Below are 1,385 nucleotides of genomic sequence, written 5' to 3'. Positions count from 1 at the left end.
TATGTCCATTAGCGACTACCTTCTACTTTTTAGCATGAATTTTGTCCATTACACCTAAATAAACTATATAATGATAAATGTGGAATAAATAATGCCATAAAAAAGCAGCCTTATATTAGCTATAAGGCTGCTTTTTTTACCGAAGAAACAAAAAGTATTATCACGCTTTAATAACGCGGTGGCACATACATATCATCTGGAATAGGCTCGCGATAATACTCATCATCACGCTTGCGATCGGGTAGCTCAACCTCGTCACGTGGCACTTCTTTATAGGGGATTTGTTCGAGTAGATGGGCTATGCAGTTTAGCCTTGCGCGTTTTTTATTGTTGCCCTCAACGACCCACCAAGGCGCTTCAGGTATATGGGTACGCTCAAACATGGTCTCTTTTGCCTTGGTATAATCCTCCCAGCGTCGTCGCGACTGTAAGTCCATCGCAGACAGCTTCCATTGCTTCAGTGGGTCATGAATTCGGCTCATAAAGCGCGAATGCTGCTCATCGTCGGTGATTGAAAACCAGTACTTCACTAAGCGAATACCCGAGCGTACCAACATACGCTCAAACGCAGGTACCGACTGAAAAAACTCCTCGTACTGGGCATCGGTACAAAAGCCCATAACTCGCTCGACGCCCACGCGGTTATACCAGCTACGGTCAAACAACACAATCTCACCAGCGGCTGGTAAATGCGCCACGTAACGCTGAAAGTACCATTGTGACTGTTCGCGCTCGGTAGGCGCAGGTAGGGCAGCCACTCGACAAACACGCGGATTTAAACGCTGGGTGATACGTTTGATAGCGCCGCCTTTGCCTGCAGAATCACGGCCTTCGAATATCACTACAATGCGCTCACCGCGTGCAACCACCCAGTCTTGTAATTTGATGAGTTCTCGCTGAAGCCGTACCAGCTCTTGAAAATACATCTGGCGATCCAGTCTTTCTTTTTCGCTCATCTCTCGACCATCAAAGCGAAAATCACGCACGTAATCGTCTATTTCATTTTCTAGCTCTTCATCATAAGTGTCGATAAGGTCTTCATACATCTTGCGTCGCAGTTCATCGTTAAATAGCTCTTTGTTCATACCTGCTATAAAACTGTCTTGTTCAGGCGGGTTAAACTCATGGCGTTCTTCTGAGGTTAAGGGTTTTGGATCAATGGCCGAGGGTCTGTTACCCATAAAAACTCCTTATAACTATTTTTTGGTTTTTATTGTTTGTCTCCTTACTTTAACATATCTACCCGTAAGGCTAAGCGTTGGCTGCGTTCTATTATTGTGCTGCTTTGACTTCCTCCCCACCCTAAAAGTGAAGGGGATTCCTACTAAAGAAGACGGCCAAGCCCGACCGCGAGAATGTTTTTTGCTCCATTAACGTCCCGTTGA

1 protein-coding gene is annotated in these 1,385 nt (G+C 45.5%); it reads right to left on the bottom strand.

Annotated features, from left to right (window positions below; all coding sequences use genetic code 11):
* Positions 1-167 precede the first annotated feature (167 nt).
* Positions 168-1,181 carry a polyphosphate kinase 2 gene (ppk2, locus tag EI162_RS14175; protein WP_263972279.1) on the bottom strand — a complete coding sequence of 338 codons (1,014 nt, stop codon included), beginning with the start codon at positions 1,179-1,181 and terminating at the stop codon, positions 168-170.
* Positions 1,182-1,385: the final 204 nt, after the last annotated feature.

The organism is Psychrobacter sp. FME6 (assembly GCF_014861365.1).
GTDB lineage: Bacteria > Pseudomonadota > Gammaproteobacteria > Pseudomonadales > Moraxellaceae > Psychrobacter.
This window is presented reverse-complemented; position numbering and strand designations above follow the sequence as displayed.

What these genes read in the sequence shown, in the direction of transcription:
- ppk2 (WP_263972279.1), bottom strand. Translation starts at nt 1,181, where the DNA reads ATGGGTAACAGACCCTCGGCCATTGATCCAAAACCCTTAACCTCAGAA.